Annotated in this window: 4 protein-coding genes; 2 read left to right on the top strand and 2 right to left on the bottom strand. The window is 63.2% G+C overall.

The window, feature by feature from the left end:
- Positions 1-2,043 (top strand): M36 family metallopeptidase (locus SX243_24635; GenBank protein MDY7096175.1); only part of this gene is annotated, 2,043 nt, incomplete at its 5' end.
- Positions 2,044-2,372: 329 nt separating this feature from the next.
- On the opposite strand, the gene SX243_24640 is transcribed toward SX243_24635, so the two are convergent.
- Positions 2,373-3,734: a M48 family metalloprotease gene (locus SX243_24640; protein ID MDY7096176.1), complete on the bottom strand. Its 1,362-nt coding sequence runs from the start codon at positions 3,732-3,734 to the stop codon at positions 2,373-2,375.
- A gap of 340 nt (positions 3,735-4,074) precedes the next feature.
- Here SX243_24640 and SX243_24645 point away from each other — a divergent pair, with 340 nt between their 5' ends.
- Positions 4,075-4,746: a DUF4097 family beta strand repeat-containing protein gene (locus SX243_24645; protein MDY7096177.1), complete on the top strand. Its 672-nt coding sequence runs from the start codon at positions 4,075-4,077 to the stop codon at positions 4,744-4,746.
- A 46-nt stretch (positions 4,747-4,792) separates the two neighbouring features.
- On the opposite strand, the gene SX243_24650 is transcribed toward SX243_24645, so the two are convergent.
- Positions 4,793-5,743 (bottom strand): ferredoxin--NADP reductase, encoded by a 951-nt coding sequence (locus SX243_24650; GenBank protein MDY7096178.1) that lies wholly within the window; start codon positions 5,741-5,743, stop codon positions 4,793-4,795.
- Between the last annotated feature and the right edge of the window lie 759 nt (positions 5,744-6,502).

The following is a 6,502-nucleotide window of genomic DNA, read 5'->3' on the forward strand; positions in this document are numbered from 1 at the left end:
GCGGTGATCACCAACCTCTTCTACTGGAACAACGTCATCCACGACATCCTGTGGCACTACGGCTTCGACGAGCAGGCCGGCAACTTCCAGGACAACAACTATGGCCGCGGCGGCAGCGGTAGCGACCCGGTGCAGGCGGACGCCCAGGATGGCTCCGGCACCAACAACGCCAACTTCGCCACGCCGCCGGAGGGCGGTCCCTTCAACCCCGCCCCGCGGATGCAGATGTATATCTGGACCCCCAGCGCCGACCACCTGGTGACGGTGAACTCGCCGGCGGGTATCGCCGGTGACTACACCGCCGGCGGCGCCGAGTTCGGCCCCGTCCTGAACACCACCGGCATCACCGGCGACATCGAGCTGGCCGCCGACGGCACCGCTCCCGCCAACGACGGCTGCGAGGCTCTCGTCGGCTTCACCTCCGGCCGCATCGCTCTCATCGACCGTGGCACCTGCTCGTTCACCGTCAAGGTCAAGAACGCCCAGAATGCCGGCGCCACCGCCGCCATCATCGTCAACAACCAGGGTGACGGCGTCATCGCCATGGGCGGCACCGACAACACCATCAACATCTCCTCGGTCTTCATCGGGCAGAGCGATGGCGACACCATCAAGGGCGAGTTGGGCACCGGCGTCAACGGCACGGTGAAGTTCGCCGGCGGCGCGATCCCCAACCGCGACAGTGACCTCGACAACGGCGTGATCGTTCACGAGTACGGTCACGGCCTCTCCAACCGCCTCACCGGCGGTCCCACGGACTCCAATTGCCTGAGCGGTGACCAGCAGGCCGGTGAAGGCTGGAGCGACTTCCTCGCTCTCGCCCTCACCGCCCAGACCGGCGACCAGGGCACCGATGCCCGCGGCATCGGCACCTACGTCAGCTTCCAGCCCTCCACCGGCCCGGGCATCCGCCAGTACCCCTACACCACCGACATGGGCGTCAACCCGCACACTTACTCGGACATCGCCTCGGTGGTCGTCCCCCACGGCGTCGGCTCGGTGTGGTCCGCCATGGTCTGGGAGGTGTATTGGAATCTGGTCGACAAGTACGGCTTCGACTCCAACCTCTACACCGGTACCGGCGGCAACAACCTAGCGCTCCAGCTGGTGATCGACGGTCTGAAGTTGCAGCCCTGCGACCCGACCTTCGTGGACGCTCGCGACGCCATCCTGCTGGCGGACCAGAACAACAACGGCGGCGCCAACCAGTGCGAGATCTGGGAAGGCTTCGCCAAGCGCGGTCTAGGCGTCAACGCCGACGACGGCGGCAGCTCCAGCAGCGTGTCGGTCACCGAGGACTTCACGGTCCCGGCTGCCTGTCTCCAGACCTGCGGCAACAACCTCATCGAGGGCACGGAAGTCTGCGACGGCACCGACCTCGGTGGTGAGACCTGCTCCGGCCTCGGCTGCAGCGGTGGCGGCACCCTGGCGTGCAACGCCAGCTGCGACGGCTACGACACCTCCGCCTGCCTCGACTGCCCGGTGTGTGACAACGACGGCATCTGCGAGCTGGGCGAGGACTGCAACACCTGCCCCAATGATTGCGTCGGCGGTACCACCAGCGGTGCGGTCTGCGGCAACGGTGTGTGTGAGGCCGGAGACGGCGAGAATTGCGTCACCTGCCCCACCGACTGCAACGGGGTGCAGAACGGCAACCCCAACAACCGCTACTGCTGTGGCGACGGCGGTGGATCCAACCCAGTTCCGTGCAGCGACGCCCGTTGCTCCAGCGGCGGCGTCACCTGCACCGACGTCCCGACCACGCCGGGCAGCTTCTGCTGCGGCGACCTGACCTGCAGCGGCAGCGAGAGCTGCTCCAACTGCGGCATCGACTGCAGCACCGGCGCCGAGCTGTGCAGCGACGGCATCGACAACGACTGCAACGGCGACGTCGACTGCAACGATCTAGCCTGCGCCACCGACCCGATCTGCGACGGCGGCGGCACCTGCACCGACGGCCAGCTCGGCGATCCCTGCACCGTGGACAGCGACTGCTGCTCCAACAAGTGCAAGGGCCCCTCGGGCGGCAAGACCTGCAAGTAGGCCGGCTAACCTGAACGGCAAATCAATCGGGCCGGGGTCCTGCGGGATCCCGGCCCGATCTTTTTACCCGTCCCTACCCGAATAGCAGCCTCTCCCGGTCACCCTGACCACCGACCCCCTACCCGAATAGCTACTCTTTTGTTTTCAGTAGCTTGAGCCTTTCCCAGGCCTTGAGGGGAGCGTCTACCCAGGAGTCGCAGGGGTTCGCGAAACGGTTTCCGGGACGGCCCTACGTGTCCTTTCGGCGCACTTCCCCGATCCCCTACCCGAATCGCTACTGGGCCCTACCCGAATCGTTGGGGACCTTCGAAAAGCCGGTGCGGCCTACCTCAGCGGGGGTCCGGAAGCTCTCCTCCAACGATGCGCTTCACCAGACTTCCCGCCTCGAGGGTCGCTCCCACCTCTACCTGATTGACGATGGCCAGGGTCTGCAGATCGACGCTGGACGGGTAGCGGCGCTGGAATTCCTCGAGACTCATATCCCGATCCAGCTTCACGATCCGCAGCTTGGCTGGCTGCACGGAGAGATAGCGGCGGTCAGTGATCTCCTGGAAAGTACCAATGGCGGAGCTCACCTGATCCTCGTAATTGCGCCAGCGCTTGTCCGGCGTGAAGGTCAGTAGCTGATAGATGCGATTCTCACCCTCGACGAAGGCCACCCGCCCGCGTAGCGGCTTGTCTTGAGTGCTGGCGGCGAACTCTCGCCCGAGGGAATTGAATCCGCGGATGCCCGGAGTCCAGCGAGATCCCGCCTCGATCCCCTGGCCCTGGAGGAACGATTGCTCTGCAGCGCTCAACGTGTCCTCCTCCGCGAGGGTCAGCACCAACAGGGCGTCCTCGTTCGGGCTCAGCGCGCTCACCGCCGAACGAGCATTCTGAGTTCGCCAGCCCTCCGGGAAATCTACTTGGAAGGCCAGATCGGGGTGGTAGAAGGTATTGCCCTGGAAAAAGCCTTGCCGAGGGTCGGCCCCGTAGGGCATCCCATTCAGGTGATCGAGATAGAGCTCAGCCCGAACCGGCCGTCCGGTGAAGTCGACCCCCGTCTCAACGATCTGCCCACTGAGAAGGCTGACCCGATTCTCCGGCGCTGGATGAGTCGCCAGCCAGTTGGGCATACCTCGGCCTCCCGCTGCATCGCTCACCCGCCCCAGCGTTTCGAAAACATCGGTCATGGGTCGGGGGTCGTAGCCGTCCTTGATGATGTAGCGCAGCCCTAGCTCATCCGCCTGCCGTTCGTCGTCGCGACCGAACTTGAGGAAGGCCAGCTGCATACCGGCGCCAGCCAACCCAGCCAAGTAGCGGTCCTCGGGATCGAGCAGCACCGCTCCTACAAGCAAACCTGCGCTGGCCAGCTGCTGCTTGCTCAACTGGTTGGCGCTATGCCGAGCGACCACATGGCCGATCTCATGCCCCAGCACGGAGGCCAACTCGGCCTCCGAGTCAAGATGGCTCATGATTCCGCGAGTGATGTAGATATATCCACCGGGCAGCGCAAAAGCGTTGACGAGGGGATCGTCCAAGACGCGAAAATGCCACTCGAGGTGAGGTCGTTCCGATTGCGCCGCCAGGTCCTGGCCGAGGGCCGATACATAGTCCTGGATCTCCTCGTCCGGATAGAGACCGAATTGACTGACGATCTGGGGATCGGCTTCCCGCCCCATTTGAATCTCCTGGGCTTCGGAGATCAGCATCAGCTGGCTCTTACCAGTGGCTGGATTCACGGAACACCCTGTGGACAGGGCCACCAGCGCCATCGCCACGGCGACGAGCAAGCCTCGACAAGGCTGCGACAAAGACGAATGCAAGCTGCAACGAACCATCTCCAGACTCCTTTCCGAACGAGTCGATATCCGCTCTCGATCTTCTCTACCCGACGCTATTGAGGCGAAACACTACCGAGAAGTTTCCCGAAGCGATATCTTCAAACTTAAAGGCTCCGCTCTTCATAGACCGGAGCTTCTAGTTGGTCATGGAGTATTCTTGCAAGAAACCAGCCATCGCCTCGTGCGCTGGCCAACTCGGGAGATATCCATGTTGCTCAGTCGTCTACGCTCGCTCTCCCCAACTCCTCTTCTCATCCTAGGTCTGCTCGCCGTTGCTCCGCCAGTCCTCGCAGCGGAGACCGAGCCCATTCGAACCGTCGATCAATCGATTCCCATCGAGGGCGTCAGCTCGCTCCATGTCATCCTCCGCATCGGCGATTTGACCGTCCGGGGGACCGAGGGCACCGACGCGGAAGCACAGGTGAAGATTCACTGCGTCTCGAATGAGAAAGATAAGTGTCGAGATGCCGCTGCCAAGATCGGCCTCGCGTGGGTACGGGACGATCAGGTTCTGCGACTGCGGATCACCGGCACCTCGCGCCTATCCTCCCGCCACATCCACATCGAAAGCCGACTTGAGGCCCCCGCCAGCCTGCCACTGGAAATCGACGTCGGGGCAGGAGATGTGCACCTGGCCCAAACCACCTCCGACGTAGAAATCGATATCGGAGCCGGCGACGCTACTGCCCAGCTTTCCAAGTCGGCAATGCGCGTCGTGCGCTTGGATGTCAACGCCGGCGACGCCCAGCTGACGGCGGACGGTGCCACCGTCGAGGGCTCCGGCCTGGTGCACAAGGCGTTGAATTGGACCCAGGGAGAGGGAAAAGCCATCCTGGAGATCGATATCGGCTCAGGAGACGCTCGGGTCCGTCTCGATTGACTAGCTCAGCCGAGTCTTCCAACCAGGAAGAGCAGAGCCCAAGAGACTACGAAGACTTCTGAAGCGCTCCGTGGAGTTTCTCTCGGACGTCCCGCACCAGGTTCTCATCCTTGAGGTCGATTACCGGATTGGTGTCGTACTGCTCGAAGAAGAGGCTCGCCGCCGCTCCTTCTGGTACCTCTAGGGCCCTGCGCAGGCGCCGGTTCTCCGGTACGAAGCCTCGTTCCACCAAGCGCAAAAACGTCTGGCCGATGGTGCCCTGAAGACCGCAGATGAAAATCACCGCAGTGGCTGCATCAAATCCTCCCGGCGGCAACCCGAGGCGTGTCTCCATCTCCGCCAGCCTCTCAGGGAGGAAATAGTCCTCGACCCGCCCCTGATCCCCGGTCCAATCCGGCGCTTCCTTGGGCCGACTGACGGTGGAGAAATAGTGCAGCCCATGCTGGTCGCGCAGCTGGAAGAGCTCCTCGCGATACCCCAAGTCCGCAGGGTAGGAGGCACCGTGGAGCATGACGTATTGGGAGAGGTCCGCGGCCGGATTCCGAAGCACCTCGCTGCGCACGAACGAAAGGAATGGCGCCAGTCCGGTGCCGGCAGCAACCATCACCTTGATCCGCGGGTCTCCGTCGCCGATGGTGTCCTGGAGGGTAAATCGGCCGGTGATTCGGGTACCGCAAAAGAGTCGAGCCCCAGGCTTGAGCTTCCAGAGGAGATGGGTCAGTGGATTGTCCGACTCCGGATGGCTGACGAACCGAATGTAGAACTCCAGCGAGCCGGTCTCTTCCGGTGCTGAAACGATGGACATCGGACGACGCACCGACCCAAGCTCCGGCACCTCCTCGTTGTTGAGGCCGAGCACGACGTACTGACCGGCGAGAAAGCGAGGCGCCGGCGGCTCTAACCCGGGATCCAGCTGAACCTTGAAGACGGAAAGGCTCGGCGTGTAGTCGACGCGGTCCACCAGCGTCGCGTTGTAGACCAACTCTTTAGGTGCCATAAGTGGGCCGATAATAGCTCGTGAAGGCTCCCCGGGGGAAGCCTTCACTCACACAACATCCTTCCCTCCACATCTTGGCCCTACCCGAATCGTAAGAAAGAACTCTTGTCTCTATGCTCGAGACCTGTCCTTGGCCGAATTTCCTCGCCGAAGCAGGATCCAGCGAAAGCCTCGAGCCAGTTTCCCCGGCGATTTGGCGGTGAACTGAAGCCCCGGGGCAACTTCCCCGGGACCTTCTAGGATTCTCAGCCTTCGCAGGCACACCTCTCCCATGCCTCCAAGAGGTCTGCAACTCGGAGAGAGTCAGCTGGATCTTCCAGCCCTTCGTAGGCGGAACCGTCGTCGTGTCCTATCAAGGCGGCCGGGGCGCTGGCTCTGCTGGCACCCAGGGAAGGCCTGGCGGAAAGCAGCCCCCGGGGAAGAGCGCCTCGCGATTTCCCTCCTGTAGATCCCTCGAAGCCTTCCGATACTGTTCCAAGAAGAGCCGATAGGCTTCGGCCAGGCGCTCGCGAACCTCGCGCCGGATCGCATGGAATCGAGGAACCGGTCGACGCTCGAAGGTCTCCGGGCGTTGGTGCGGAGAGACAGCGAGTACTTTCCTTCGACCCAGAACTGGGCGGCCTCGACGCTCGACACGCCCCTGCTGCTCCACCTCCCGGAGGAGATCGGCGATCCTTTGGCGACGCTCCGCTGAGGAGAGGCTTTCCCAACACGGCAAGGGAGAGAGCTCCAGACTCTCCGGCTGAACGAAGTCCTCCG

The sequence above is a fragment of the Acidobacteriota bacterium genome (genome assembly GCA_034211275.1).
Lineage (GTDB): Bacteria > Acidobacteriota > Thermoanaerobaculia > Multivoradales > JAHZIX01 > JAGQSE01.

What these genes read in the sequence shown, in the direction of transcription:
- SX243_24645 (MDY7096177.1), top strand. Translation starts at nt 4,075, where the DNA reads ATGTTGCTCAGTCGTCTACGCTCGCTCTCCCCAACTCCTCTTCTCATC.
- SX243_24640 (MDY7096176.1), bottom strand. Translation starts at nt 3,734, where the DNA reads ATGCTGATCTCCGAAGCCCAGGAGATTCAAATGGGGCGGGAAGCCGAT.
- SX243_24650 (MDY7096178.1), bottom strand. Translation starts at nt 5,743, where the DNA reads ATGGCACCTAAAGAGTTGGTCTACAACGCGACGCTGGTGGACCGCGTC.